Origin of the sequence: Rathayibacter sp. Leaf185, assembly GCF_001423885.1 — a bacterium.
Classification (GTDB): Bacteria; Actinomycetota; Actinomycetes; order Actinomycetales; family Microbacteriaceae; genus Rathayibacter.
This window is the reverse complement of the sequence record NZ_LMPP01000001.1, coordinates 1,122,225-1,146,114: the sequence shown is the minus strand read 5'-3', so window position 1 is coordinate 1,146,114 and position 23,890 is coordinate 1,122,225. Positions and strand designations below refer to the sequence as shown.

Below are 23,890 nucleotides of genomic sequence, written 5' to 3'. Positions count from 1 at the left end.
GGTGTCCTGTCTGCGCGGTCACCGGTCGTCGGTGCTGGGCTGTGAGTGAGGGCCGAAGCCGTACGCTGCCCACCGCGTGACAGAGGGCCGGATTGACCGCCGACCCGACGGTGTGTGCTCGCTCCGAGTCGCCTACCGACTCACCGCTCCTTCTGTCAGCTCTGCAGATCGACCTCCCAGTTGGTGCGCTGGATCGACGCGTCGAGTTCGCGCAGCTCGCGCGCCACGGCATCGGCTCGCTCGCGGAGTTCCTTCACCGGGAGGGCGGTGAGGCGGCGCAGCTCGCTCCGCAGCTGCCGGTAGCCCCGCTCGCCCGAGGCCGCATCGGCGGCGCGCACCAGGATGCTGTGCTGGCCGCGCAGCGACTCGCGCCGGGCCAGCGCCGCCGTCAGCACGACGCCGTCGGGCGTCGTCGCCGAGGTGTTCGTCAGGTTCACGGCGGTGACGAGCCGCTCGAGCGCCTCGTGAGCGCGGAGGCACTCGCTCAGCAGCTCGGCCGGATCCTCCGCGGGCTCCTCGCCCTCCTGGTAGGAGGCGTTCTGGAGGATCCGGGACTGGAGGGCCTCGATCCGCTTCTGCAGATCGGCCCGCTCGAGCAGTGCTTCGGCGAGTTTCATGGCGCTACCCAAGCACAGACGACCGACAGCGAACCCGGAGGGCCGGCGCCGAGCACGGACGACCTCCGACCGGGTGCCCGCCCCCGTCTAGGCTGCGAGCGTGCCGCTGCAGAATCACCCCGGAGACGTCGAGTTCCCCGTGCGTCCCCGGTTGCGCTACGCGCGCCTCGCGGATGCCCGGCGCCGGGGCCCCGGCGGCAGGATCGGGCGGCGGGCTCTGCTCGTGACCGCCGTGGCCGTGCCGTTCGGCCTCGTCGGATTCGTCGTCGGCCTGTCCTCGGGATCCGGCAGCACGGCTCTGCCGCTGTTCACCTTCGCGTTCGGCATGGCGTTCGGCCTGCTCGTCGCCTCGATCGTGTTCCAGCAGTGGGATGCGCGGGCGCCCCGCCGCGAGCAGCTGGCGTACCTGGGTGCCGCGGCGGCGCCTCCGACGACCGAGCACCAGCAGCAGCTGCTCGCCCTCGACGCCGTGAGCGACTTCTCGTTCGGAGGCTGGAACTCCTCGCTGGCCTTCCAGCCCACCTGGGCCGAGCTGCCGGCCGCGATGCGCAGCCGCTACGCCGACGGCGCCAAGGGCTCGCCGTGGGACCAGCTGCCGCTGCCCCCGCTCAGCGAGCAGAGGGTGGCGCTCGATCGCGACTTCAGGATCGCGGCGCGCGACGACGTCGAGCTGCTGGTCGCCGACGCCCTCGAGCGGGGACCGCTGTCTGCGCGGTTCGCCGAGGTCTCGGCATCATCGGAGGCCGAGCGGATGCGCGCCCGCGTCGCCGCGCTCACCGGCGGCAGCGAGTTCCACCTCCTCGAGCTCTCGCAGAACCTCGACGGGCGGCCCCCGGTCCTGCTGCTGGCGGGCGACGCCGAGCGCACGATCGGAGCGATCCGCTACTCCTACGTGGCGGGCTACCTTCCCGCCGAGCGGGCCTGGGAGCTGATCGGGGCGGTCGGCGACCGGGTGTTCGCGCGGTACTCCGGCTGGGACGCCTACTGGGCCGACGCCGCGACCGCGATCGCCTTCCGCACCGACTCGCTCGGCGCGGTGCAGCACCATCACCGCCTGCGCGCCGAGCTCGCGGCGTCGGGCTGGCCCGCCGCTTCCGCGGTCTATCCCGGTCGCTGACTCCGGCGCTGGCCGACTCCGGCGCTGGCCGACTCTCGCGCTGGCCGACTCAGGCGCTGCGGGGGTGCTCGTCCGGCTCCGTACGCGACGGGTCGAGGTGCCGCAGGTCGCGCTGGAGTCTCTGGGAGCGGACGTAGCCGCTCAGAGCGTGGCCGGGCGCGGGCGGGACGTCGGTGCTGCCGAGCAGTGCACGGGCCGTGGTCAGGCGGGCGCGCCGGATCTCGTTGAACACCGTGGTGCCGTTGGTTGCGAAGACCCGCTGCAGCGTGCGCTTGGGTACGCCGAGCCGCAGGCAGATCTCGTGCACCGACAGCCGCGGATCCGCCGACATGCCTGCGATGAGGGCGAGGGCGCGCGTGAAGACGGTCTCGCTCGACTCGTGCGGCAGCGAGGTCGTGAGCACCGCGTTGGCGAGCTGCTCGACGGCCGATCTGACCAGGGGGAACGCCGCGGAGTCGGAGTCGAGCGACGCGCCGAAGAAGGCGTTGACGGTCGAGAGCAGCACGCTGCGGCTCGCCGGGTCGGCACGCGTCACGAGGGCGCCGGTCGCCTGGGAGCCGGTGAACCCGAGGAGGGGCCGGCCGAGCATGATCTCGAGACGCGCGGACGGCCCGTCGGTGACCACTGTCGCGCCCTCCGAGCAGCGGAGGAAGGCGACCTCGCCGGGCCCGAGCGTCACCTCGTCGTCGGACGGTTCGTCGGGTTGCACGACGAGAGCGCCCTCGAGCGGGATCAGCAGGCGGAGGCCCGCCCCGGGCCGAGCGGGCCGGCGCAGTCGGCCCGGGGTGTGCCAGAGCCGGATCACCTCGAAGTCATCGCCTCGGAAGGCGTCCGCGACGACCCGGAACGCTCCGCTCGGTCTCGTCTCCAGGCCGACACCGGCCAGCCATGCGGCCGCGGCCGTGTCCCGGCGCGACACTCCGCGCTCGATCGACGGATTGACGCCTGCAGTCATGCTCATCACGTTCTCCACATCCCCTCGATGCCCACGACGCGCCCTTCGGGAGGCGCGACAGCCCAAGAGTGACGGATTCTCGGGTTCTGAGGGATGTTTTCACCCTAATTGGGCGCAGAAATCACCTCGACGGCCCTGTGGGAGGCGATCAGAAGGCGTCGGCGCCGATCAGAAGAGGCGACCGACCTCGCCGTCGGTCGGATCGACCGCCACGACTGACCGCGAGCGGGTCGCTCCGAGCTGCAGGAGGCTGCTGACCGCCAGCACTCCGAGGAGGGCGGCGGCCCAGCTCAGGTCGCGGAGATCGAAACGCGACAGGTGAGCGGCGACACCGCCGAATCCCAGGAGCCCCTCCAGTGCGGTGACGGTGGCGAAGGTGAGGAGGGCGGCGGCGCCCGCGAGCCGGGCGGCTCCCGCCGATGGTGCGCGGGTGCGCCCGTAGGTGCTGAACGCGACGACGAGGGCGGTGGTGCAGAGGGCGACGGCGCCGAGTGCGGCGACGGTGAAGGCGGCTCCGCCCGCCAGCAGCAGTGCGGCACCCGTCGCGATCCGCAGCGAGGGGGGAAGGGGGCCGCCCCCTCGCGCGGGCGATCGCAGTGCCGCGATGCCGCCGACGAGGAGGGCGAGGCCGACCGTCAGGGGGAAGACGAGGGCGGTGACGGGGATCAGCGTCTCCGGTGCGGCAGGTGGCACGGCCGAGCTCCTCTCGTCGACATCGGCGCTCCGCCTCGGGACGGGCTCGCCACGTCGATGATCGCGGCGGGGAGGGCCGGTGGGGCGGCCCGGCGCGAAGGCCGGACGGGAAGGCGCGCAGCGGTCGTTGCGCGCCAGTGGCAGGGGGATCCCGTGCCACCGGTGCCCGCCGCGCAGGCAGAAGGCGAAAATGAGTGAATCTCAGTTCACCGTGGGCGCTGCCGTACCCGAAGCGACAGTGCCCTGTTCTGCTTCGTGCTCGCGCGGCGGCGAGCGGTGCTCTGAGATCGACACCGTCGCGCCACCCCGACCGGCGGTGACCGCTGGACTCGAAGGCGAGCGACACGATGACAAGGACCCCTGTGCCCGGAGCTGCCCCTGCGGCGGGCGCCGCACTGATGACTCGATCCTGCGGGCCCCACGATCGGGGCGATCTCGACGAGCGCATCGACCGGTCCCTCGTGCAGCTGCACGCCCTCCCCGGGCTCGACGCCCGGGCGATCGGCCGCGCGATCGGCGTCCCACCGATCCGAGTGCGCGTGAACCACTGGCTGCACCGCCACAGCACCGTCCGCGCCTCCGTCTCCCGCGTCCGCGTCGAGGTGGCGGAGCGCCTGTTCCGCGAGCAGCCGGTGACGCTCGCAACGGTGGTCGTGCTGGCGCGCACGGCCGACGCCGCCGGCTTCCACTCGACCGACGAGATGAACCGCGCCTTCCTCCGCTACCGCCACCGGTCCGGCTTCGAGGTGCTGCTCGCAGGGCGCGTCGGCGTCGCGCGCGCCGCGGCATAGGGGCCGGCTGCGCGCTCGTACGCTCGACGTCATGACCGATGAGGTGGTGGCGGAGGCGTACGGCGCGCGGGCGAGCGAGTATGCGGCGCTGCTCGGCTCGGTCGAGGACTCCGACGAGCGGGACCGCGCGCTGATCGCCTCCTGGGCCGCCTCGCTCGAGGGCCCGGTGCTCGACGCGGGCTGCGGACCCGGCCACTGGACCGCGTTCGTGCACGGGCTCGGCCTCGACGTGGTCGGCCTCGATCTCGTCCCGGAGTTCCTCGCTCTCGCGCGGAGTCGGTTCCCCGAGGTGCCGTTCCGCTGCGGGTCGCTCCGGGATCCCGGCGTCGCGCACGGATCGCTCGGCGGCATCCTCGCCTGGTACTCGCTCATCCACCTGCCCCCGCAGGATCTGCCCGGGGCCGTGGCGGAGTTCGGCCGGTGCCTCGCTCCGGGCGGGCGCCTCCTGATCGGCTTCTTCGAGGGGCCGCGGGTCGAGGCCTTCGACCACGCGGTCACCACCGCCTGGTTCCACCCGCTCGACGACCTGCAGGCGGCTGTCGAGAGGGCGGGCCTCGACGTCGTGCACCGCTCGCGCCGGACCGCCCCGGGCGCGCGCGACCACGGCGAGCTCCTCGCGGTGCGGCGCTGACCCGGCGGCCTACTCCTCCAGCTGAGCCCGGCGCCGGAGGTGGCGGGCGACGGCCACGCTCGCGAGCGTCACCACCACGAGCACGATGCCCCAGCGCGGCAGGAGCGGCACCCCGAGCACGCGGTCGAGGAGCAGATTCAGCGAGATCGCGAGCACCGCGAACGCGACCGACAGGCCGATGCCGAGCGCGCTGCTCCTCACGCCTGCCCGCCCGTCTCGATGCGGTCGCTCCGCCACTCCGTCGCGATGTCCTCGCCACGGCCGAACGCCGCCTCCTCGCGCTCGCGCAGCTCGACGCGGCGGATCTTGCCCGAGATCGTCTTGGGCAGCGGGTGGAACTCGAGGCGGCGCACCCGCTCGAACGCCGACAGCTGGACCCGGGTGTGGGCGAAGATCGAGGCCGCGGTCTCCTCGGACGGCTCCCACCCCTCCGCTAGCTCGATGTAGGCCTTGACGATGCTGTGCCGGGTCGCGTCGGGCGCCGGCACGACTGCCGACTCGGCGACGGCGGGGTGCTGCAGCAGCACGCTCTCGACCTCGAACGGCGAGATCTTGAAGTCGGACGACTTGAAGATGTCGTCGGTGCGGCCGATGAAGGTGATCGTGCCGTCGACTCCGCGCACGGCGACGTCTCCGGTGTGGAAGTATCCGTCGGCGCGGGCGCGGTCGGTGCGCTCGTCGTCGCCGAGGTAGCCCGACATCAGGTTCACGGGCTCGACGGACAGGTCGAGGCAGATCTCGCCGGTCGAGGCGGACTCGCCGGTGACCGGGTCGATCAGCGCGATCGCGACGCCGGGGAGCGGCCGGCCCATCGCTCCGGGCACGATCTCGGCGCCGGGAGGGTTGGCGATGATCGCCGTGGTCTCGGTCTGGCCGTAGCCGTCGCGGATGGTGAGACTCCACTCCCGCTCGATCGTGGCGATCACCTCGGGGTTGAGCGGCTCGCCCGCCGAGAGGATCTCGGTGAGGGCTCGCGGCTTCGCGCCGAGCTCCGACTGGATCAGCATCCGCCAGACCGTCGGCGGCGCGCAGAACGTGGTCACGCCGGCACGGTCGAGCTGGTGGCGGAGCGCCGCGGGAGCGAAGCGGCTGTAGTCGTAGACGAAGACCGTCGCCTCGGCGTTCCACGGCGCGAAGAAGCAGCTCCAGGCGTGCTTGCCCCAGCCGGGCGAGCTGATCGCCATGTGCACGTCGTCGGGGCGGACGCCGAGCCAGTACATGGTGCTGAGGTGGCCGACCGGGTACGACTCCTGGGTGTGCACGACCATCTTGGGCTTCGACGTCGTGCCCGACGTGAAGTAGACGAGGCAGGGGTCGTCGGTGTCGACGACGACGGTCGGGCTGATCCCGACGGCGTCGACCGAGTCGGCGAAGTCGAGCCAGCCCTCGACCGGGCCGCCGACGGCGATGCGGCCGAAGTCGCCCGGCAGTCCGTCGAACTTCGCGGTCTCGGAGGCGTCCACGATCACGTGCGCGACCTCGCCGCGCTCGAGGCGGTCGGCCAGGTCGGCGGGTGAGAGCAGGGTGGTGGTGGGCAGGATGACCGCGCCGAGCTTCATGATCGCGAGCATCGCCTCCCACAGCTCGAGCCGGTTGCCGAGCATGAGCAGCACGTGATCGCCCTGCTCGACGCCGACCGAGTGCAGCCAGGCGGCGACCTCGTCGGAGCGCCAGCGCATCCGGTCGAACGAGACCTTCTGCTCCGAGCCGTCCTCCTCGACGATCCAGAGCGCGGTCTTCTCGTTGCCGATGGCGATCTCGTCGAACCAGTCGACGGCCCAGTTGAAGTGCGGGCCGACGTCGGGCCACTCGAAGGCGGCAGTGGCGGCGGCCGCGTCGGTGCGGTGCTCGAGCAGGGTGTCGCGGGCGGCGCGGAAGCTGCCGGTGGGGTTCATGCCTCCCATTCTCCCTCCCGCGCCGCGGGACCCTCAGTACTTGATCGACTGGCCGCCGTCGATCGGGAGGACGACCGCGTTCACGTAGGCGGCGTCGTCCGAGAGCAGGAACGCGACGACGGAGGCGATCTCGGCCGCCTCTCCGTAGCGCTTGGTCGGGTTGATCTGGATGAACTCCTCGGCGGCCCTGCGCGGGTTCTCGGCGTCGAGCTGCTTCATCGAGTTCTCGACCATCGGGGTCCAGATGGCGCCGGGTGCGATCGCGTTGATGCGGATGCCGTACTGGCCGTACTCGATGCCGGAGTTGCGGGTCAGGCCGACGACGCCGTGCTTCGCGGCCGCGTAGCCCGACTGGTTGCCGATGCCGGTGATGCCTCCGACGCTCGCGGTGTTGACGACCATGCCGGAGCCCTGCTCGCGCATGACCTTCAGCACCTTCTCGAGGCCCAGGAACACCCCGCGCAGGTTGATCGCGACGACCTTGTCGAACTCCTCCGCAGTGAAGTCCTCGGTGAGGTTCTGGCGGCCCTCGATGCCCGCGTTGTTGAAGAAGCCGTCGATGCGGCCGAAGCGCTCGAGGGTCTGCGCGACATAGGCGTCGACGTCGGCCTCCTTCGACACGTCGGCGATGACGGTGAGCACGTCGGTGCCCTCGGGGAGCGCCTCGACGGTCGCGGCGAGGCCCTGCTCCGAGACGTCGACGAGGGCGAGCTTCGCGCCCTCCTCGGCGAGACGGACGGCGCTGGCGCGGCCGAGGCCGGAGCCGCCTCCGGTGATGAGGACGACGCGGTCGCCGAAGCGACTGTTCATTCGGGTGCTGGTGCTCATGGTGAACCTCCTGCTCGTGACGGAAGGGCTCGGGGGCCGTGTGCTCGGCGAGTCCGCGTCCATGCGGTCGCATGGACTTGCTCTACCGTATACCTAGCGTTACTCGGGATTCTGAGTGCGCGGTCAGGCGGCCGGTGACCCTGGCAACCGCCGCAGAGTGCCTCCCATGCGCCGCAGCTGTCGGGTAGACCGGAGGGACCGACACAGGCAGGGGGAGCCGTGATGGCACCGAGAATCGTGAGGGCACCGAGCGGACGGGCTCAGGGACGGCGGTCGGAGGCAAGGCCGATGGCGGCGGCGGTCGTGGCTGTTCTGACCGGCCTCGTGCTGAGCGCCTGCACGGCACCGGCATCGGACGAGGCCGAGGCGACCCCGGTTGCGACGGCGACGGCGACGGCGACGGAGAGGCCGATCGGCCCGGTCGACCTGCCCGATGACGCGACCGCCGTCGTCGAGTGGGTCGACGAGGTGGGCCCGGTCGAGCCGCAGACGGTCCGGCTCGTCGGCGAGCCGCTGCACGTGACCGTGTCCGTCGTCTGCGACACCGCCGACGCCACGGTCACCGTCGCGATCGACGGTCTGATGACCACGGGATCCTCCTGCATCTACGACCCGGCCACCACCCGCACGACCAGCAACGGAGGGGGCAACACAGGCTCGATGCAGATCGCCGTCGATCAGGACGCACTCGTCACGGTGACGACCGAGCCCGCCGACGCGCACTGGTCGGGCGCGATCTCGACGGGCCCGCTGACGGTACCCGCGGGCTGAGCAGGCGTCAGCCCAGCGGCACCCCGAGCGCCTCCATGAACGGCACAGCGTCGACCGCCTCGCCGTCGACGCGGGTCTCGAAGTGCAGGTGGCAGCCCGTCGAGGCGCCGGTCGAGCCGCGGGTCGCGATCTGCTGACCGGCGGTGACGTAGTCGCCGACATCGACGAGCAGATCGGTGTTGTGCGCGTAGCCGGTCTCGATGCCGCCGCCGTTGTCCAGCAGGATCCAGTTGCCGTAGCTGCCGGAGTACATCGACTCCTCGACCGTTCCGCTCGCCGCGGCGAGGACGGGGGTGCCGCAGGCGCCGGCGAGGTCGGTGCCCTTGTGGAAGAGGTTCACGCCGGCGACGGGGGCGTCGGGACGCGGGCCGTAGCCGCTGCTGATGTGTCCCGAGATGGGGAGGACCCACGTGCCCGAGACTCCGGCGGCCGCATCGGTCGACTCGCCGGCGGTCGCGGTGATCGCGTCGAGGGAGGCGGTGGGCACGAGCACCTCGGGCTTCGCCTCCGCGGCGAAGGCGTCGCGGGTGACGCTCTGCTGCACGACTCCCGCAGCGACGAAGCTCTGCGGGCGGGCGGCGGCGACGGCCGTCTCGGTGTCGCGGGCCACGGCGGAGTCGGCGGTGCCGCCGACTGCGAAGGCCGGCATCGTCGAGGTGACTGCGATCCCGACCACGAAGGTCATGGCGGCCAGGGCGGAGGCTCGGGGCCTCGACGGTCGCCGGGCCGCAGTGCTCTCCGCGGTGCGCTGGGCACGGAGGGAGCGACGGGTCGGAAGAGCGGTCTGCTCGACTCCCTCGGGGGCGGGAGTCGAAGCGCGAACAGCATGGTGCATAGGGTGAGGCGTTCTCCGGATCGCCCGCCGCCCGTGGGGGCAGGTGGCGGGATGGGGCAGTGGGGCAGGGGGTCTCGTCGCTCGGGCGGACTCGACCCTCCAAGCTACCCGCGATCCGCGGAGATGCACCTGAGAAGATCCTCCGCGGTCAAGGGGTTGCCGCTCGCGGATGCGATGTCGCGTGCAGGGCATGCCGTCCCCCAGCACCGCCGGGCTGCCCCCGACCCATCAGAAGGGTGGTGGTCCGTTCTCGGAACGCGGTCGTGGATCGGGTGGTCGCCCGGGAAGGCCGGGTGGTCGGGTGGTGAGGAGGCGTCCCGTGGGGGTGGACCAGTCAGCGGTGCCGTCGGGGTGGAGGACATAGGTCCAGCGGTCGCCGTGGCGGACGTGGTGGTGTCCGGTGCACAGCGACGCGAGGTTGTCGAGGGAGGTCTCGCCTCCGTTGCGCCACTCGATCGTGTGATCGGCTTCGCCGGTGGAGGCCGGTCGGGTGCAGCCCGGGAATCGGCAGGTCTGATCGCGCAGCTGCAGATGGAGGCGCATCCGCGGCCGAGGTACGCGGTGGGTGAGGCCCACGGAGGCGACCGCTCCTGTCTCCGGGTCGGTCAGGATTCGCGTGAAGGAGGCTCCGACTCCGACGAGTTCTCTCGCGGTGCCCGCGGGGATCAGCACGTACCCGTCGAGGGCGGCGGGGGCATCATCGGCTCCGGTGGCGGTGCTCGCCGCGAGTGTCAGTCGCACCTCGGCGCGCGCTCCCGGGACGAAAGTCGGAGGTGCTGTCGGGCCGTCGCCGACCGGAGTGGTGCCGGCGATGTCACCGTCGCAGAGCAGGTCGACGAGGGCGTCGGCGCGCAGCTGAGCGAGCGTGCGCTCGTCGCCCGCGCTGTCCGCAGTGCTGTCGTCGTCGCGGCCGTCTCGGAGATTCCGCGCGATGCGGTCGATCCGGTTCAACGCGCCCATCGCTGCCGCGGCAGGCAGCAGCGCTCCGAGTGTGGCCATCCCGTCGATCTCCGGAGTCACCCAGACACCCCGGTCGGCACGAGCCCGCACATGCCGTGCGGCGAGGGGTTCATCGTGCAGCTGGTCCCGCATCCGCGCGACGGCCCGCTGCAGTTGCGTCGGGGTCGCGGTGAGGGCGAGCTCGGCGGCGCGCTCGTCGAGAGCGGCGCGCGACTCCTGGGGGAGCGTGGCTGCTGCGTCGCAGACCACTTGGCTCGCTTCCCACAGGATCGCGCCGTCCGCGAGCGCCGCCCTGGTCCGCGGGAGGTCTTCGATCAGCAGCCGGCCGTGCTGGAGGAGGCGGGCGAGCCTGCGTTCCGTGGTCCGCATCGAGACCGCGAGCTCGGCCCGGATGGACCGCTCGAACAGATCCCGGGAGTCGCTGCGGGAGAGGCTGCCGCCCCGGACGAACGCCTCTGGGATCAGCCGCGCCGCCCGATACGCCGCGTACACGGCGGTCGCCTTGGTGAGCTGCGCGAGGGAGGAGGTGACGTCTGCGCCCGCGGCGATGTCGGTGAGCGCCCTGACCGTGTCAGGCGTCACCACCGCTGCTGTTTCCGCATCCGTTCTCTCCATACCGATATTGAATCAGCGACCACCGACATCCCACCGGCCAGGGCGCTCGAACGGGACAAGTGACCGCGTGATCCCGCCTGTGGAGGAACACCGTCCTGGCAGGAGGTGCGCCTCCCGCCCGGGAACGGGCGTCCGTCAGGCGTCGTCGCCCGCCGGCTCCCACAGCTGGACGCGGTTGCCCTCCGGGTCGCGCAGGTCGGCGAACCGGCCGTTCGGGTACTGCTCGGGGTCGACCTCGACCGCGATGCTCGCCTCCTGCAGCTGCGCGACCATCGCGTCGAGCGAGCGGACGCGGAAGTTCACGGCCCAGCCGGTCGAGCCCAGGTGCGGCGACCCCGCTGCCATCGGCGCGAGCACCGTCGTCCCGGCCTCCTGCCGCCACGAGGGGGCGCCGTACTCGGTCGGTACCTCGTCGATGCCGAGGTGCTGCGAGTACCAGCGCGCGAGCGCCTGCGGATCCTGCGCGGCGAAGAAGAACCCGCCGATACCCGTGACCATCTCCATGTCCGAAGGGTAGGCAGCCGAGACCGTCTTGTCAGCAGTGGAGGATCAGCGGCCGGCCGTGAAGATCAGCAGCGCGACGAGTCCGGCGACGGTGGCCGCGACTCCGGAGCCGAGGCGCCACCACATCCAGCGGTCGCGCCTGGGGCCGCGCATCGGCCGGCGCTGGGCGGACGTGCCGAGGAATCCGTTCGTCGGAGGTGTCAGGGCCATGCCTCCAGCGTGCCGAGGATCGCCCTCGCGCGGTGCGACTCGCCCGTGATTCCCAGATCGGGACAGCAGGCACGGACCGCGGGCGCGGTCGGGCGGCGCCGCGCTCAGGCCTTCCACTCGCTGTCGTCGCGCCAGGGCGCGAGGTCGACCTCGTTGCCCTCCGGGTCGGCGAGGGTCCACCACTCCGGTGCGTTCTCGTCGTTGACGACGCGTCCGCCGGCGGCCAGCGCGGCGTCGATGCGGGCCTCGACCTGGTCGCGAGGGAGGTAGAGGTCGAGGTGGATCGTGTTGCGGTCCGTCCGCGATTCGTCGATCCGCTGGATCCAGATGTTCGGGCCGAGGCCCTGCCGGTCGGCCAGGTCGGCGTCCTCGACGGGGGAGTAGCCGAGCGCGGCCTGCCAGAAGCGGCGGACGGCGGCGACGTCGACGGCGTCGATAGCGATCTGCAGGCTCTGGACGCGGGAGGGATCGGCGGCGATCCCCAGAGCGCGGGCCGCGGCCGAGATGCGCAGCGCGAGCGCGACGTCCCTCTCGCTGATGTCGCCGACGTCGTGGCTGATCAGGCGCACGCCGACACCTCCGTAGCGCAGGTCGACGTCGGGGTGGTGCCCCGCCTTCTCCGCGACGGAGGCGATGGCCGCCACGAGAGCCGCGCCGACGTCGAACGAACCGGTCGCGAACCAGGCGCGGGCGCCGTCGCCGACCACCCGCCAGTCCTCGGTGCCGGCGATCGCCCGGAAGGCGCGGGGAGAGATCGAATCGGTCATGCCGCAGTTGTACGCCGAACCGGGCGCCGCCACCACCCAGGCCGCTGTCGGTGGTCGTCGGTACGGTGGAGGCCGGCCAGTCGGGCCGACGAGCGGAGGATCCCCATGGCATCGAAGAACGACGGCAAGGCGGCGCAGAAGCGCGCGAAGAAGGCTCTGGCCAAGGCCGAGAAGTCGGTCCGCGCGGCACACGAGGCCGTTCGCGACTCGAGCAAGAAGCTGCGCAAGAAGGCCAGGAAGCTCGCCGAGCAGACCGAGAAGCTGAAGGCCAAGCAGGCGAAGGCCGCACGCCGGCTCGGGGTCGCCGAGGCGACGGCGAGCGTCGGGCGCCACGTGACCCCCGACCTGACGCCGCCGCTCCCGAGCGCGCCCGTCGCGGATGCGCCCGTCGCCGACGAGCCCGTCGTCGACGCGGACCCGGGCCACGTGCCCGACCTCACGCCTCCGCTGCCGCACACCGAGCGCTGACACCGGCGTCGAGCGACCGACCGACGGGACGACGGGGTCTGAGAAAACACACAGGGTAACCGAGCGAGTCGCCGAGCAAGATGAACAGCCGGTGAATGCATCCGACGATCGTTCCCCGAGCCGTCCCCAGGGCGGAGGATCTCCTGCGTGGATCCCTTCATCCTTCTCGTCCTCGTCGTCGTCACCGCACTCGCGTTCGACTTCACCAACGGCTTCCATGACACGGCCAACGCCATGGCGACGTCGATCGCGACGGGTGCCCTGAAGCCCAAGGTCGCCGTCGCGCTGTCGGCGTCGCTGAACCTCGTCGGCGCATTCCTCAGCATCGAGGTCGCGCTCACCGTCACCAACGCTGTCGTGAAGATCCAGGACTCGTCCGGCGCTCCCGACCCGGCGCTGCTCGAGGGCGGCGGATCCGCTCTGCTGCTGATCGTGCTGGCCGGACTCATCGGCGGCATCATCTGGAACCTGCTCACCTGGCTGCTCGGCCTGCCCTCGAGCTCGTCGCACGCGCTCTTCGGCGGACTGATCGGCTCGGCGCTGGCCGGGCTCGGTGTCAACGGCGTGAACTGGGCCGGCGACGGATCCAAGCTCGACGGCGTCGTGGGCAAGGTGATCCTCCCCGCGCTGATGTCCCCGGTGCTCGCCGGAGCGGTCGCTGCGATCGGCACCTGGCTCGTCTTCCGCGTGATCGGCAACGTCGCCGAGAAGAAGCTCCACCACGGCTTCCGCATCGGCCAGATCGGCAGCGCCTCCCTCGTCTCGCTCGCCCACGGCACCAACGACGCGCAGAAGACGATGGGCGTCATCACGCTCGCGCTCATCGCCGCCGGCGGCTGGGACGACACCGGGTCGGTGCCGTTCTGGGTCAAGCTCGCCTGCGCGCTCGCCATCTCGCTCGGCACCTACATCGGCGGCTGGCGGATCATCCGCACCGTCGGCAAGGGCCTCGTCGAGATCAACACCCCGCAGGGCATGGCGGCCGAGAGCTCCTCCGCCGCGGTCATCCTCGCCTCCAGCCACCTCGGCTTCGCCCTCTCGACCACGCACGTCGCGACGGGCTCGATCCTCGGCTCCGGCGTCGGCCGCCCCGGCGCCCAGGTGCGCTGGCGCGTCGCCCTGCGCATGGTGATCGCCTGGGTGATCACCCTCCCGGCCGCCGCACTCGTCGGTGCCGTCATGTGGTGGATCGGCCACCTCGTCGGAGGCGCGGGGGGCGGCCTGCTCATGGCCGCGATCCTCGTCGCGGTCGCCGGGTACATCTACCTCCGCTCGCGCCGCGACAGCATCGGCGCGCACAACGTCAATGACGAGTGGGAGGACGCGAAGGCGCCCGCCCGCCCGACCGCCGACTCCCGCACCTCGTAGACAGGATCGACGCCGTGTTCTCCCTCTTCCTCGCCGCAGCCGGTCAGGTGGCGCTCGTCGCCGTGCTCCTCGGGGCGGGCCTGCCCGCACTCTTCGCCATCGGCGTCCGCTCGTTCGCGGCGGCAGGCGACCCCGCTCCCGTCGAGCGCCGGCTCCCCGCGCCGCTGATGCGCACGATCGGAGTCGCCTGCTTCGTGCTCGTGATCGCGGCGGTCGCCATCGGCCTCAGCATCATCATCGCGACCGGGCTCGGGCAGACGGTCAGCTTCGAGCACGTCTTCCCGACCTTCACGCCCAAGGGCTGAGCATGGCCGCCCTCGAGCCCGGCACGGCCGACGGACCTGTGGCGCGCGTGGTCGGCTGGCTCCGCGCCGGATACCCGGGTGGCGTGCCGGAGCAGGACTACGTGCCGCTGCTGGGGATCCTCCGCCGCAGCCTCACCTCGGACGAGCTCGAGCAGGTCGTCGGGCAGCTGCTGTCCGACGCGGCGCGGGCGGATGCGGCGGGGCAGGAGCTCGACTCCGCCCGGCTGCGCGAGCGCGTGGAGCAGATGCTGCTCGGACCGGCGCTGCCGGAGGACCTCGTGCGCGTCTCGGTGCGCCTGGCGAGTGCGGGCTGGCCGCTCGGCGACCCGACGGCGTTCGCCGATCCCGCCCCTGAGGAGCGCGAGGGCCTCGTGACCCGCGTGGTGCGGTGGCTGCGCGCGGGGTACCCGACGGGTCTGCCCGAGCAGGACTTCGTGCCGCTGCTCGCTCTGCTGCGCCGGCGCCTGACCGACGCGGAGGTGACGGAGGTGGGCTCGCAGCTCGCCGCGGACGCGAGCCGGGTCGATGTGGGCGCTGCGATCGCGCGCGTGACGTCGGAGCTCCCCTCCGACGAGGACATCGAGCGGGTGCGCGGCTACCTCGCCGCCCACGGCTGGCCGGAGGACTTCCCGGTCTGACGATCGCGGCGTCTGCAGAAGCAAGGCTGAGAAGGCCGGGCTGCCGCAGAATCCGCTGATCGGGGCGTTCAGCCTTCGTTGTGCAGACCCGCGCCGCCTCAGGGCAGCAGCACCCGCTCCGGGTAGGCGTCGTGGCTGAAGCAGAGGGTGAGGCCGGCCGCCTCGAGGCGTTCGAGCTCCGACGCCGTGGCGTGGTGCGCCTCCGGATCGTCGCTGATGAGGCGGGGCAGCGGGCGGAGGCGGTCGGACCACGCGAGCACATCGCGGCCCCACGCGGCGTCACCCGCGAGGAGCACACGACCCTCGACGAGGGCGCCGAGGTGGCCGAGCGCGTGACCCGGGAGCGGGGTCACCACGAAGGTGCCGTCGCCGAAGAGGTCGAAGCCGCTCACGCCCGACACCGTCACGGCCGGCTGCTCGTCGACCACGAGCGTCGGCGCCGACGCGACCCACGCGGGGATCAGGGCGCCGAAGATCCCGTCGGTGACGCGGCTCCTGCGCATCTTCGCCCGCTGCCCCGCCGAGAGCACGAGGGTCGCGTCGGGGAAGTGCCGCAGACCGCCGACGTGGTCGGGATGCAGGTGCGACAGCACGACGACATCGATGTCGCCGGGCACGAGGCCCTCGCGCCGCAGTTGCGCGTCGATGGTCTCGGCCGGAGTGATCCGCGCCGGCAGGATCCGCCGGTAGAGCGCGCCGACCGGTCCCGTCCCGCGCAGGGTCGGCGGGTAGCCGGTGTCGAAGAGCACGCGGCGCCCGCTCGGATGCGTGTAGAGGAACACGTTCGAGGGGAAGGTGCGGCGCGGCAGCCCCTCTCCGCGGAACACCTGCGACAGCGGGAAGGTCGTGTCGCCGCACGCGAACACCCGCAGCGCCGGCTCAGCCACGGCTGCTCCGGTAGTGCTCGCCGACGCGGCGGATCCCCTCGGCCAGCGGCACCGTCGGCTCGTAGCCGAGCTCGGCGCGCGCCCGCGAGATGTCGAGAGTCTGCGCATAGGCGAGCGTCGCGACGGTGTACCGCGTGAACGGAGGCTCCGTGCCCCGGGGGAGCAGCGCGTAGACCCTCTCGAGCAGCACGGCCAGGGCGCTGAGGAGCCGTAGGTCGACGGTGAGGTAGCGCGGCGTCTCACCCATCGCGTCGAAGAAGCGGTCGAGGAGGTCGCCGAAGGGCTGCGGCTCGCCGTTCGTGATGTTGTAGACGCTCCCGGGGGCGACCGGGGCCGACGCGGCGAGCACCAGCGCGTGTGCCGCGTTCTCGACGCAGGTCACGTCGACGATGGTGCGCCCGCCGTCGAACAGCGGGATCCCTCGGCGCCGCGACGCCGCGATGAAGCGCGGGATGAGGCTCGGGTCGCCCACTCCGATCAGCCCGCGCGGGCGCAGGATCACCAGCTCCTCGATCCGCCCGGCCGCGAGGGCCGCCTGCAGCAGCCGCTCGGCCTCGATCTTGCTGCGGATGTAGAGGCTCATCCGGCTGTCGGGGTCGAAGTCCTCCTCGCGCACGCCGATCTGGTGCCGCCGCGCCGAGTAGATGCTGGGCGACGACACGAAGACGACGCGCCGGATCCGCGAGCGCTGGGCGAGGTCGATCATCGCCTCCGTGCCTGCCACGTTCGCCTCGTGGAACTCGCTCCACCGACCCCACGGGCTCGACAGGGCGGCGGCGTGGACCAGCACGTCGGCCTGCACCGGCATCGCCGCGAGCTGCGTCAGGTCGGCCTCGACCGTCTCGGCCCCCTGAGCACGCAACCGCGCGAGGGCAGCGGAGTTGCGGCCGCTCGCGATCACCTCGTCGCCCGCCGCGAGGAACTCCCGTACCGCGTAGCCGCCGAGGAACCCCGTCGCCCCGGTGACCAGCACGCGCTGCCGCTCAGCGGACATCGACGACCGCCGTGGTCTTCTTGCGGTCCCAGTACCAGAGCAGGATCCCCAGGTAGCCGAGCGCCTTGCCCTTGCGGATCGACATGCTGACGACGGCGCGCCGGTTCAGCCGCGCCTGCTCGCCCGGGATCACCCGGCACACCTTCAGGTGCAGCTCCAGATCCTCGTCGGTGTCGTCGATGCTCGAGCGCGGGAAGCCGCCGACCTCGAGATAGAGCCTGGAGTCGATCGCCATGTTCGATCCCGCCACCATGAACAGCGGATAGCGCTGCCCCGGTCGCCGGTAGAAGACGGCGGGAGCCCGCTCCATCAGCCGGATCATCGCGGTGCCGATGACGCCGTCGTACCAGCGGTAGATCGGCTCGTCGGTGCGCGGGCGCAGACGGCCGCCGACCAGCCGGGCGCCGCTCGCGAAGTCGGCCTTGAGCAGCGCGACCCAGTCGCGGCTCGGCAGGCAGTCGGCGTCGGTCCGGGCCACGACCGTGGCTCCGTGCGCGATGGCGTAGCGGAACCCGGTGTCGGACGCGGCGCCCGTGCCCTTCTGCGGTTCGTCGATCGTCGTCACGTCGACGTCAGGATGCCGGGCGACGAAGGCGTCGATGATCTGGCGCGAGCGGTCGGTGCTGCCGTTGTCGACGAGGAGGAGCGCGAACTCCGGATCGCTCTGGGCGGCGAGCGCCTCGAGTGCTCCGTCGAGCAGCTTCTCCTCGTCGAAGAGGGGGACGACGACCCAGAAGTCCTGGTCACGCATCCGTTACCCCCTCCGCCGATCGACCCGGTGACGCGCACCGAGCTGCCGCTCGAGCGCGGGAAGGCACGTCCATAGTGTCGGCGGAGCCGCGGAACCGTCAATCCGCGCCCCGGCGTCCCGGCCGACAGACGTCGCTCATCGACGGTATACAGGGAGCGCCCGGATCGACGGTCGATCCCGGGCAGGAGGGGGCGCGATCGTGTCCGATGTACTCCCGATCCGCATCCTCGGCACCGCTGAGGCACTGCCCGAGCGCGTCGTCACGACCGCCGAGGTCGCCGCCCTCTGCGGCATCGATCCCGATGAGGCCGCGCGCCGCAGCGGAGTCCTGACCCGGCACTGGATCGCCGACGACGAGGACCCGCTCGAGCTCGGGCTCACCGCCGCCCGGCGCGCCCTCGACGCGGCCGGGGTCGACGCGCGCGACGTGGACGTCGTGCTGAACGCCTCCGGCACGCAGCTGCAGGCGATCCCCGACGGGGGAGCCCTCCTCGCCGCCGGGCTCGGGCTCGAGGACGTCTCGGCCTACAGCCTCAACGCCACCTGCCTCTCGTTCCTGTTCGCGCTGCAGGAGGCGGGGTTCCTGATCGCGACTCACCGCGCCGAGCGGGTGCTCATCGTGTCGACGGAGGGAGGCAGCCGCGGCATCGACCTCGGCCAGCCCGAGAGCGCGCTGCTGTTCGGCGACGCGGCGGCCGCCGTCGTGGTCGGGCGCGCCTCCGAGCCGGGCCAGGGGATCGTGGCCTCCCGCTTCCTGACGCGGCCCAGCGGCGTGAAGCACGCCGAGATCCGGGGCTTCGGCTCGCGCATCCGCATCGAGGAGGCGGCGGGACGACTCTCGGACTTCCGGTTCGACATGCACGGAGGCGCGCTGCTCGTCGACGCTCTCCGGCACTTCCCGGCGTTCCTCGACAGCGTCCGGCCCGGACTCTCGACCGGCACGCCCGGCATCGACCGCGTCGTCCCGCACCAGACGAGCAAGGCCGGGCTCGAGGGCATGGCGCGCCTCTGGGGTCGGGGGAAGATGGTCGTGACCCTGCCCGAGGTGGGCAACACGATCGGTGCGGCGATCCCGCTGGCGCTGCACCGGGCGCGCATCGAGCCGGGCGAGTCGGTGCTGCTGGTGGGCACGGGGGCGGGCACCCACTACGGCGCGGTGATCCTGCAGGCCTGAGGCACGCCCTCCCGCGGGCGGACGGCGGCCTGCACGCAGAACGGGCCGGCCACTCCGCAGGGGAGGGCCGGCCCGTCGCGGGTGCCGTCGCTACCTCAGCGTCACCGTCGTCGGCGTGCTCACAGAGACGTTCCCCGCCGTATCGGTCGCTCGGGCGGTGAGCGGGAAGGTCCCGCGCATGCCGGCCGTGCTCGTGGTCAGCGACCAGGTGGACGTGCCGGTCCGGGTGGCATCGCCGACCTTGAGGCTGCCGAGGTAGAACGCGACACCGGTCACGGCGGTGTCGTCGGTGGCGGTGGCGGTGGCGGTCGACGTGCCGCTGAGCACGGCGCCGGGCTGCGGTGAGGTGATCTCGACCGTCGGAGCGGTGGTGTCGGCGACGGGGGCCTCCGGCAGGGTCGGCGCTTCGTCGTCGGGAGCGGTCGGAGCCGCAGTCGGCGCGGGCGCGGCCGTCGCGATCGGGGTGGGCGTCGCCGTGGCCGTGGGAGTCGGCGTGGGCGTGGGCGTGGCCGTCGCGATCGGAGTGGCCGTCGGAGTGGCCGTCGGGGTCGGCGCCGGGCCGCTCGGGATCGTGACGTCGTCCCAGCTGGCGACGAGATGCGCCGTGGTCGGCGGCGTGCTCACCGCGTCGAGATCGTCCGACGTCATCGAGGTCAGCGTCGCGTCGACCGTGAAGCCACCGCTCCTCGCCACCCGGTTGGTGAGGTTCGTGCGGGTGTTCGAGACGGTGTCCCACGTCGGCTGGAGGGAGCCGAGGAAGATCGAGTCGGACGCGTCGACGTTGCCGCCGCCCGAGCCCTGGATGGCGCTGAGGCTGCCCGCGCCGCTGAGGGCTCCTGCCGATCCGGCGCCGCCGTCGAGGAACGGGTAGCGCTCGGTCGTGACGGAGCCGCCCACGATGAGCGACCGATCGAACGCGATGTTCCTCACGCCCCCGATGATGACGGCGCTGTTGTTCGAGCCGAACACGGCGGTGTCCCTGACGGTGATCTGGCCGGTCACGCCCGAGCCCTCGATCTGGAGGCTGTCGGTGTGGGGCCGCGCGGGGTTCGAGCCGCCGTACACCGCATCGACGTAGTACGACGGGGCGAAGTAGCTGCCCTCGATCAGCACGTCGCTCATCACGTTCGGCGAGTAGGCCTTGATCTGCGCCGAGTCGCTGCTCTTCAGCCGCGACTCGGGCTCGACGACCTCCATGAGCTCGACGTCCCGCACGGGAACACTTGCCGAGGCGGCGAGGCCCACCCAGTTCTCGTTGACGCGCAGCCAGGCGAACGAGGAGTGCGTCGCCCCCTTCACGTCGATCGAGTCGATGTCGAAGCGCAGGAGGGTGATGCCCGTGACCGCCCTCAGAGCCCAGTCGCCGCCGGTCACCGACCGGAAGCCGTCGCGCGCCGTGATCAGCACCTTGGTGCGTCCGGCGTTCTTGTAGCCGTTGAGCGCCGACAGGTCGGCGATGTGCCCCGGCGCCACGGCGATGACGGCCCCTGCCGCGATCTCGGCCTTCGTCAGAGCGTCGAGAGCCTTCCGGATCGCCGGGCCTGTGGCCGCGACCTCCACGACCGTGTACTCGGCGTCCTCGGAACGGATGTCGGGGGTGTCCGAGGGGTAGTGGGAGCCGTCCGGTCCGTAGGTCGTGGTCTCGGCGGCCGAGGCGGCCGGCGCCTCCAGGATCGAGGTGGCCGTGAGGACGATCCCCAGGGCGGCCGTGATCGCCAGGACCCGCTTCAGGTCCGTCCTCGATCGCCGCACCGCGCCTCCTGGAGTCCGCATCCGCAGCGGCCGCGACTCGGGTGCGGTGCGGGGCGGTGAGGTGCTGGAGGGGGTGTCTCGGGTCATGCGGTGTCGTCCGATCGTCTCGTGCGGCGGGAGGAGATCGCCCGGAGCACGTCGCGGCGGAACCTCGACGCGCGCACGGGACCGGGCTCGTCCCGGGAGGGGAGGAGCCCGGGTGTACGCGTCGCTGCGGTCCGGGCGGTTGGTGCGGGAAGGCAGCCGAACCACCACCAGGACGCGTCTCGGAGTGGAGCGGAAGCGCTGCGGACGCTCGGATCGAGATGCTCCTGGGGGAGGGAGGCGCAGGGGCGGGCACGCCGATGAGGAGTCGGTGTGAGAGTTTCTTCAGAGTAGGGACAACCGGGTCCCGGCCCTGTGCCTCCTCTCGGGGCCCTGCTGTCGGAGGGCCGCTCAGCTTCCCGTCGGACGCGAGGGGTCGTTCCCGGCGCGGTACGGGGCTCGCGCCGGGTCCTGGGGCGGGAGCACTGCGGATCGCGGACAGCGGTCCCGCGTCGCGGACGGCGTCACCAGGTCGTGACGACCGTGCGGGTGATCGTCCACTCGCCGTCGCGGGCGACGAGGCGGCTCGTCAGCTGCAGGCGCCAGGTGGCATGCAGGCCGCCGATGGTCGCCTCGGTCAGGGTGCGCGAGGTCAGGATCGGGTGCGCCGCGCATCCCGACACGGCACTCTCGACGTGGTCGACCGCGTGGTAGGCCTTGCGCTCGTCGTCGATGTCGGCGAGCCACTCCGCCTTCGACTGCACGAGCCCGGTCGGGTGCTCGATCACGAAGCGCTCGTCGAGCAGCGCCTCGAGCACGGGCAGGTCGCTCAGCTCCAGCGCGTCGAAGAGCTCGTCATGGACGGCCCGCAGCTCGCCCCGCAGTGCGTCGGAGTCGCTCACAGCGGCGGCGCCGTCGTCGCGCGGCGCACGAGCTGCGTCGGCAGCTGCACGTGCAGCGAGCGCGGAGTCTCGCCCGCCATCAGGGCGATCAGCATCTCGGCTGCGGTGGCGCCGAGGGTCTGCATCGGCTGGCGGACGGTCGTGAGCGGCGGATCGAAGCGGGACGCCTCCGGGACGTCGTCGAAGCCGACGACCGAGAGGTCGCGCGGCACGGCGAGGCCGAGGTGCGCGGCCGTCTCGATGATCGCGAGGGCCGAGACGTCGTTCGCGGCGAAGACCGCGGTCGGGCGGTCGGGGAGCGACAGCATCGTGGACGCGGGCAGTCGCGCCGTGTCGTGGTGGTAGCTGCCCACGCGCAGGAGGCGCTCGTCGAACACGATGCCCGCCTCCGACAGCGCCGCGCGGTAGCCCGCTTCGCGCAGGCGTGCCGAGCGCAGGTCGACTCTGCCGGCGACGAAGCCGATGCGGCGGTGGCCGAGACCGATCAGGTGACGGGTGGCCTGCAGGGCGCCGCCGAAGCTGTCGGACTCGACGGTGGGCAGATCGGCGCGTCCGGTGTGCGGGTCGACGGCGACGAGCGGGATGTCGGACCGCGCGCTGACCACTGTGGGCGTGACCATGATCGCTCCGTCGATGAGCGTGCCGCTCAGCCGGCTGAGCGAGCGCCGCTCCCAGCCCTCGTGCTCGCCGTCGTGCGAGCCGCTGTAGGCGAGCAGGTCGAACCGCGACTCCTTGAGCACCGATCCGACTCCCTTGAGGATCTCGGCGCTGAACGGCTCGAACCCCGCGACCAGCACTCCGATCACCCCGGTGCGCCGCGAGCGCATGCTGCTCGCGACGAGGCTCGACTCGTAGCCCAGCTCGCGCACGATCTCGAGCACGCGCGAGGCCGTGGCGGGAGCCACGCCGTAGCGGCCGTTGACCGCCTTCGACACCGTGGCGACCGAGACTCCGGCGGCCGCGGCGACGTCGTGGATCGAGGGTCGGAGGGACATGCGACCGACTCTAACCCGCCCCGTCGAAACTGATTTCGAAAACGTTTGTCGATCCCCGAGCCCCCTCTGAGACTGAGCAGGCCCGCTCCCCGCGGGCGCACCCTTCGGCGTCGCACTCCCTGGCGGCGCCTCTCAGCGAAGAGAACGGTTCGAACGATGAAGTTCAGAAAGATCGCAGTGGCCACAGTCGCCCTGCTCGGCGCGGCCGCGGCCCTCAGCGGCTGCTCGGCCCAGGACGCGGGGTCCTCCGACGGCTCCGTCTCGATGACCCTCTGGCAGAACTCCACCACCGGCCCCGGCCAGGCGTTCTGGGAGAAGACCATCGCCGACTTCGAGGCGGCGAACCCCGGCGTCACGATCGATTCGCAGGCGATCCAGAACGAGGACCTCGACGGCAAGCTGCAGACGGCGCTGAACTCCGGCGACGCGCCCGACATCTTCCTCCAGCGCGGAGGCGGCAAGCTCGCCGCCATGGTCGCGGGCGGCCAGGTCAAGGACATCACGAGCGGCATCTCGGACGAGGCGCGCAGCGAGATCCCCGAGGGCTCCTTCTCGGCGAACACCCTCGACGACAAGGTGTGGGCGATGCCCGTCGCCGTGCTCCCCGGCGGCGTGTTCTACAGCCAGGACCTCTTCGCGGACGCCGGCATCACCGAGACCCCGAAGACGATCGACGAGCTCGATGCGGCCGTGACGGCGCTGAAGGGCAGCGGCACGCAGGCCGTCGCGCTCGGCGGCAAGGACGCCTGGCCCGCCGCGCACTGGTTCTACTTCTTCGCGCTGCGCGAGTGCAGCGCCGACACCATGGCCGAGGCGGCCGACTCCAAGGACTTCTCGGACGACTGCTGGCTGAAGGCCGGCGAGGACCTGCAGTCCTTCGCCGACACCGAGCCGTTCAACGAGGGCTTCCTGACCACCGCCGCCCAGCAGGGCGCCGGCAGCTCGGCGGGCCTGCTCGCCAACCACCAGGCCTCGATGGAGCTCATGGGCGCCTGGAACCCCGGAGTCATCGCCTCCCTCACCCCCGACGAGAAGCCCCTGCCCGACCTGGGCTGGTTCCCGTTCCCCGAGATCGACGGCGGAGAGGGCGAGCCCGGCTCGATCATGGGCGGTGTCGACGGCTACTCCTGCTCGGTCGACGCTCCCGACGCGTGCGTCGACTTCCTGAACTACCTCGCGACCTCGGACGTGCAGAAGGAGTACTACGCCGCCTTCAATGCGCCGCCGGTGAACACCGTCGCGCAGGAGGCCGTCACCGAGCCGTACCTGAAGGACATCCTCGCCGCCTACAACTCGGCTCCCTACGTCTCGCAGTGGCTCGACACCGTCTACGGCCTCAACGTCGGCAACGCGCTGAACGTCGGAGTCGTCGACCTGCTCGCCGGCAAGAGCGACCCGGAGCAGCTCGTCGAGGCCGTCAACGCCGCAGCGGCCAAGGCCTAG

Annotated in this window: 27 protein-coding genes; 10 read left to right on the top strand and 17 right to left on the bottom strand. The window is 72.1% G+C overall.

Features of this window, described 5'->3' with window-relative positions:
• Nucleotides 1-155: 155 nt before the first annotated feature.
• Entirely contained in the window at nucleotides 156-617 is a 462-nt protein-coding gene (locus tag ASG06_RS05435) for a DIP1984 family protein (RefSeq protein WP_056039572.1), read from the bottom strand.
• Between the two features lie 100 nt (nucleotides 618-717).
• Between ASG06_RS05435 and ASG06_RS05430 the strand changes: the two genes are divergently transcribed.
• Nucleotides 718-1,734 (top strand): DUF1266 domain-containing protein, encoded by a 1,017-nt coding sequence (locus ASG06_RS05430; RefSeq protein ID WP_056039569.1) that lies wholly within the window; start codon nucleotides 718-720, stop codon nucleotides 1,732-1,734.
• Nucleotides 1,735-1,783: 49 nt separating this feature from the next.
• Here the strand turns inward: ASG06_RS05430 and ASG06_RS05425 are convergent, their stop codons facing one another.
• Nucleotides 1,784-2,695 (bottom strand): hypothetical protein, encoded by a 912-nt coding sequence (locus tag ASG06_RS05425; protein WP_156465870.1) that lies wholly within the window; start codon nucleotides 2,693-2,695, stop codon nucleotides 1,784-1,786.
• Nucleotides 2,696-2,857: 162 nt separating this feature from the next.
• Nucleotides 2,858-3,382 carry a hypothetical protein gene (locus tag ASG06_RS05420; protein ID WP_056039562.1) on the bottom strand — a complete coding sequence of 175 codons (525 nt, stop codon included), beginning with the start codon at nucleotides 3,380-3,382 and terminating at the stop codon, nucleotides 2,858-2,860.
• Nucleotides 3,383-3,780: 398 nt separating this feature from the next.
• Between ASG06_RS05420 and ASG06_RS05415 the strand changes: the two genes are divergently transcribed.
• Together ASG06_RS05415 and ASG06_RS05410 are read left to right on the top strand one after the other, a co-directional pair.
• Nucleotides 3,781-4,173, top strand: coding sequence for a hypothetical protein (locus tag ASG06_RS05415; protein ID WP_056039560.1), 393 nt, complete (start codon nucleotides 3,781-3,783; stop codon nucleotides 4,171-4,173).
• A gap of 31 nt (nucleotides 4,174-4,204) precedes the next feature.
• The gene (locus ASG06_RS05410) at nucleotides 4,205-4,804 is read left to right on the top strand and encodes a class I SAM-dependent methyltransferase (protein WP_056039557.1); all 600 of its coding nucleotides are present in this window, start codon (nucleotides 4,205-4,207) and stop codon (nucleotides 4,802-4,804) included.
• A gap of 9 nt (nucleotides 4,805-4,813) precedes the next feature.
• On the opposite strand, the gene ASG06_RS05405 is transcribed toward ASG06_RS05410, so the two are convergent.
• The 3 genes from ASG06_RS05405 to ASG06_RS05395 are packed head-to-tail and all read right to left on the bottom strand — an operon-like array spanning nucleotide 4,814 to nucleotide 7,527.
• On the bottom strand, nucleotides 4,814-5,005 hold the full coding sequence (locus ASG06_RS05405; protein ID WP_056039555.1) for a hypothetical protein: 192 nt from the start codon (nucleotides 5,003-5,005) through the stop codon (nucleotides 4,814-4,816).
• On the bottom strand, nucleotides 5,002-6,699 hold the full coding sequence (locus tag ASG06_RS05400) for an AMP-binding protein (RefSeq protein ID WP_056040519.1): 1,698 nt from the start codon (nucleotides 6,697-6,699) through the stop codon (nucleotides 5,002-5,004). The genes ASG06_RS05405 and ASG06_RS05400 overlap by 4 nt, the downstream gene beginning before the upstream one ends.
• A gap of 33 nt (nucleotides 6,700-6,732) precedes the next feature.
• The gene (locus ASG06_RS05395; protein WP_197409359.1) at nucleotides 6,733-7,527 is read right to left on the bottom strand and encodes a glucose 1-dehydrogenase; all 795 of its coding nucleotides are present in this window, start codon (nucleotides 7,525-7,527) and stop codon (nucleotides 6,733-6,735) included.
• 303 nt (nucleotides 7,528-7,830) lie between these two features.
• Between ASG06_RS05395 and ASG06_RS05390 the strand changes: the two genes are divergently transcribed.
• Complete coding sequence (locus ASG06_RS05390) at nucleotides 7,831-8,298, top strand: hypothetical protein (RefSeq protein WP_156465869.1); 468 nt, start codon at nucleotides 7,831-7,833, stop codon at nucleotides 8,296-8,298.
• Between the two features lie 7 nt (nucleotides 8,299-8,305).
• Here the strand turns inward: ASG06_RS05390 and ASG06_RS05385 are convergent, their stop codons facing one another.
• The 5 genes from ASG06_RS05385 to ASG06_RS05370 form a co-directional block, all read right to left on the bottom strand.
• Nucleotides 8,306-8,983, bottom strand: coding sequence for a M23 family metallopeptidase (locus ASG06_RS05385; protein WP_056039543.1), 678 nt, complete (start codon nucleotides 8,981-8,983; stop codon nucleotides 8,306-8,308).
• A gap of 378 nt (nucleotides 8,984-9,361) precedes the next feature.
• Entirely contained in the window at nucleotides 9,362-10,675 is a 1,314-nt protein-coding gene (locus ASG06_RS05380; protein ID WP_162239003.1) for an HNH endonuclease signature motif containing protein, read from the bottom strand.
• A 168-nt stretch (nucleotides 10,676-10,843) separates the two neighbouring features.
• Entirely contained in the window at nucleotides 10,844-11,212 is a 369-nt protein-coding gene (locus ASG06_RS05375; RefSeq protein ID WP_056039537.1) for a VOC family protein, read from the bottom strand.
• A 45-nt stretch (nucleotides 11,213-11,257) separates the two neighbouring features.
• Nucleotides 11,258-11,422, bottom strand: coding sequence for a hypothetical protein (locus ASG06_RS19860; RefSeq protein WP_156465867.1), 165 nt, complete (start codon nucleotides 11,420-11,422; stop codon nucleotides 11,258-11,260).
• 104 nt (nucleotides 11,423-11,526) lie between these two features.
• Nucleotides 11,527-12,189, bottom strand: coding sequence for a VOC family protein (locus tag ASG06_RS05370; RefSeq protein ID WP_056040517.1), 663 nt, complete (start codon nucleotides 12,187-12,189; stop codon nucleotides 11,527-11,529).
• Between the two features lie 105 nt (nucleotides 12,190-12,294).
• Between ASG06_RS05370 and ASG06_RS05365 the strand changes: the two genes are divergently transcribed.
• From ASG06_RS05365 to ASG06_RS05350, 4 genes are all read left to right on the top strand, one after another.
• Nucleotides 12,295-12,657: a hypothetical protein gene (locus ASG06_RS05365; protein WP_056039536.1), complete on the top strand. Its 363-nt coding sequence runs from the start codon at nucleotides 12,295-12,297 to the stop codon at nucleotides 12,655-12,657.
• A 147-nt stretch (nucleotides 12,658-12,804) separates the two neighbouring features.
• Entirely contained in the window at nucleotides 12,805-14,025 is a 1,221-nt protein-coding gene (locus ASG06_RS05360; protein ID WP_056039533.1) for an inorganic phosphate transporter, read from the top strand.
• Nucleotides 14,026-14,039: 14 nt separating this feature from the next.
• Entirely contained in the window at nucleotides 14,040-14,330 is a 291-nt protein-coding gene (locus ASG06_RS05355; protein WP_056039531.1) for a hypothetical protein, read from the top strand.
• A gap of 2 nt (nucleotides 14,331-14,332) precedes the next feature.
• Nucleotides 14,333-14,968, top strand: coding sequence for a DUF3349 domain-containing protein (locus ASG06_RS05350; RefSeq protein ID WP_056039527.1), 636 nt, complete (start codon nucleotides 14,333-14,335; stop codon nucleotides 14,966-14,968).
• 98 nt (nucleotides 14,969-15,066) lie between these two features.
• Here the strand turns inward: ASG06_RS05350 and ASG06_RS05345 are convergent, their stop codons facing one another.
• Genes ASG06_RS05345 through ASG06_RS05335 form a run of 3 tightly spaced genes read right to left on the bottom strand, consistent with a single transcriptional unit; the run spans nucleotide 15,067 to nucleotide 17,600 of the window.
• Nucleotides 15,067-15,855: an MBL fold metallo-hydrolase gene (locus ASG06_RS05345; protein ID WP_056039524.1), complete on the bottom strand. Its 789-nt coding sequence runs from the start codon at nucleotides 15,853-15,855 to the stop codon at nucleotides 15,067-15,069.
• Nucleotides 15,848-16,849 (bottom strand): NAD-dependent epimerase/dehydratase family protein, encoded by a 1,002-nt coding sequence (locus ASG06_RS05340; RefSeq protein WP_056039521.1) that lies wholly within the window; start codon nucleotides 16,847-16,849, stop codon nucleotides 15,848-15,850. Before ASG06_RS05340 ends, ASG06_RS05345 begins: the two co-directional genes overlap by 8 nt.
• Complete coding sequence (locus ASG06_RS05335) at nucleotides 16,839-17,600, bottom strand: glycosyltransferase (protein ID WP_056039518.1); 762 nt, start codon at nucleotides 17,598-17,600, stop codon at nucleotides 16,839-16,841. The genes ASG06_RS05340 and ASG06_RS05335 overlap by 11 nt, the downstream gene beginning before the upstream one ends.
• A 199-nt stretch (nucleotides 17,601-17,799) precedes the next feature.
• On the opposite strand from ASG06_RS05335, the gene ASG06_RS05330 reads away from it, so the two are divergent.
• Nucleotides 17,800-18,774, top strand: a complete 975-nt coding sequence (locus tag ASG06_RS05330; protein WP_197409358.1) for a 3-oxoacyl-ACP synthase III family protein — start codon at nucleotides 17,800-17,802, stop codon at nucleotides 18,772-18,774.
• A gap of 90 nt (nucleotides 18,775-18,864) precedes the next feature.
• Here ASG06_RS05330 and ASG06_RS19855 read toward each other — a convergent pair whose 3' ends face one another.
• The 3 genes from ASG06_RS19855 to ASG06_RS05315 form a co-directional block, all read right to left on the bottom strand.
• The gene (locus ASG06_RS19855) at nucleotides 18,865-20,613 is read right to left on the bottom strand and encodes an Ig-like domain-containing protein (protein ID WP_156465866.1); all 1,749 of its coding nucleotides are present in this window, start codon (nucleotides 20,611-20,613) and stop codon (nucleotides 18,865-18,867) included.
• A 461-nt stretch (nucleotides 20,614-21,074) separates the two neighbouring features.
• The gene (locus ASG06_RS05320; protein ID WP_056039507.1) at nucleotides 21,075-21,452 is read right to left on the bottom strand and encodes a nuclear transport factor 2 family protein; all 378 of its coding nucleotides are present in this window, start codon (nucleotides 21,450-21,452) and stop codon (nucleotides 21,075-21,077) included.
• Nucleotides 21,449-22,447: a LacI family DNA-binding transcriptional regulator gene (locus ASG06_RS05315; protein ID WP_056039504.1), complete on the bottom strand. Its 999-nt coding sequence runs from the start codon at nucleotides 22,445-22,447 to the stop codon at nucleotides 21,449-21,451. The genes ASG06_RS05320 and ASG06_RS05315 overlap by 4 nt, the downstream gene beginning before the upstream one ends.
• 156 nt (nucleotides 22,448-22,603) lie before the next feature.
• On the opposite strand from ASG06_RS05315, the gene ASG06_RS05310 reads away from it, so the two are divergent.
• A complete protein-coding gene (locus ASG06_RS05310) occupies nucleotides 22,604-23,890 on the top strand; it encodes an extracellular solute-binding protein (protein WP_056039500.1) in 1,287 nt (428 codons plus the stop codon).

Coding starts and splice junctions, on each gene's coding strand:
- ASG06_RS05370 (WP_056040517.1), bottom strand. CDS start 12,189: ATGACCGATTCGATCTCTCCCCGCGCCTTCCGGGCGATCGCCGGCACC.
- ASG06_RS05375 (WP_056039537.1), bottom strand. CDS start 11,212: ATGGAGATGGTCACGGGTATCGGCGGGTTCTTCTTCGCCGCGCAGGAT.
- ASG06_RS05410 (WP_056039557.1), top strand. CDS start 4,205: ATGACCGATGAGGTGGTGGCGGAGGCGTACGGCGCGCGGGCGAGCGAG.
- ASG06_RS05335 (WP_056039518.1), bottom strand. CDS start 17,600: ATGCGTGACCAGGACTTCTGGGTCGTCGTCCCCCTCTTCGACGAGGAG.
- ASG06_RS05415 (WP_056039560.1), top strand. CDS start 3,781: ATGACTCGATCCTGCGGGCCCCACGATCGGGGCGATCTCGACGAGCGC.
- ASG06_RS05400 (WP_056040519.1), bottom strand. CDS start 6,699: ATGAACCCCACCGGCAGCTTCCGCGCCGCCCGCGACACCCTGCTCGAG.
- ASG06_RS05315 (WP_056039504.1), bottom strand. CDS start 22,447: ATGTCCCTCCGACCCTCGATCCACGACGTCGCCGCGGCCGCCGGAGTC.
- ASG06_RS19855 (WP_156465866.1), bottom strand. CDS start 20,613: ATGACCCGAGACACCCCCTCCAGCACCTCACCGCCCCGCACCGCACCC.
- ASG06_RS05435 (WP_056039572.1), bottom strand. CDS start 617: ATGAAACTCGCCGAAGCACTGCTCGAGCGGGCCGATCTGCAGAAGCGG.
- ASG06_RS05425 (WP_156465870.1), bottom strand. CDS start 2,695: ATGAGCATGACTGCAGGCGTCAATCCGTCGATCGAGCGCGGAGTGTCG.
- ASG06_RS05340 (WP_056039521.1), bottom strand. CDS start 16,849: ATGTCCGCTGAGCGGCAGCGCGTGCTGGTCACCGGGGCGACGGGGTTC.
- ASG06_RS05385 (WP_056039543.1), bottom strand. CDS start 8,983: ATGACCTTCGTGGTCGGGATCGCAGTCACCTCGACGATGCCGGCCTTC.
- ASG06_RS05365 (WP_056039536.1), top strand. CDS start 12,295: ATGGCATCGAAGAACGACGGCAAGGCGGCGCAGAAGCGCGCGAAGAAG.
- ASG06_RS05395 (WP_197409359.1), bottom strand. CDS start 7,527: ATGAGCACCAGCACCCGAATGAACAGTCGCTTCGGCGACCGCGTCGTC.
- ASG06_RS19860 (WP_156465867.1), bottom strand. CDS start 11,422: ATGGCCCTGACACCTCCGACGAACGGATTCCTCGGCACGTCCGCCCAG.
- ASG06_RS05310 (WP_056039500.1), top strand. CDS start 22,604: ATGAAGTTCAGAAAGATCGCAGTGGCCACAGTCGCCCTGCTCGGCGCG.
- ASG06_RS05350 (WP_056039527.1), top strand. CDS start 14,333: ATGGCCGCCCTCGAGCCCGGCACGGCCGACGGACCTGTGGCGCGCGTG.